The sequence below is a fragment of the Bacillus sp. LR--39 genome (assembly GCF_053613335.1).
In genome coordinates this window covers 1-924 of record NZ_JBSIOT010000493.1, presented here as the reverse complement: position 1 = coordinate 924, position 924 = coordinate 1, and the positions used below count along the sequence as shown (strand labels likewise).

Annotated in this window: 1 protein-coding gene; it reads right to left on the bottom strand. The window is 42.5% G+C overall.

Features of this window, described 5'->3' with window-relative positions:
• On the bottom strand, positions 1 to 924 hold a 924-nt coding region (locus tag ACWHAR_RS24395; RefSeq protein WP_452088098.1), incomplete at both ends, for a cation:proton antiporter.

Sequence of the window (924 nt, the reverse complement as noted above, 5' to 3'; positions counted from 1 at the left end):
AGCGCCAGCAGCAGGAGCGGAATCATGATTAAAATTGTTTTATCCTGGAAAAGAGTCCAAATATCCAGCTTCACACCGACCATCACAAAGAAAATCGGTATTAAGAACCCATAACCAAATGAATCCAGCTGCTGAACAAGTTCTTTGTTTGGCGAAAGCAGGGAAACGAGAACCCCCGCTAAGAAAGCGCCGAGAATATTTTCCGCCCCAAGTGATTCAGACAGGGCAACGAGTACAATAATTAACGTAAAAATGGCACGCGTCCCGATCTGGATCGTCCCTTTTGACATGGACTGCACAAAAGAGCGATGTTTAAAGACCCGGCCGAAAAAGTAAAGCACCACTCCGGCTGCAAACAGAATCATCAGGAGCCACATGTTTCCGCTGTCCTCTCCGTATAAAGAAGAAAAAACAGCAAGAAGAATCATCGTGGCCAAATCAGCAATAACAGCAACAAGCAAAATAATCTGCCCGATATTCGAATTCATGATCCGTTCTTCTTTTAATGTTGGAACGACAACGCCTAACGATATCGTTGAAATAATAAGGGTCATTAAAAATGCATTTTGGATAAATCCGGCCAAGACGAACCCATAGGACAAGAGCAATGATAAAATAAAAATACCGACGAAAATAATAGATGCCGCAGCAAACGTATTAGGCGCCTCTTTGCCGTTCGGCAGGAACTGCTTTTTCTTTCCTTTCTCAAACGATGAAAAATCAATTTCAAGCCCGCTTAAAAACATTAAAAAGATAAATCCGAGCATAGAGAGTGTCTGGAGCCAGGTGTCACCCTCCACAACTAAATTAAGGCCGCTTTTCCCAATAATCAGACCCATAATGATTTCAGCAACAACAACCGGGATGCTGAGTTTAAACCGATGCAAAAGGATGGGTGTCAAAAATGCAACGATAAGTACAACA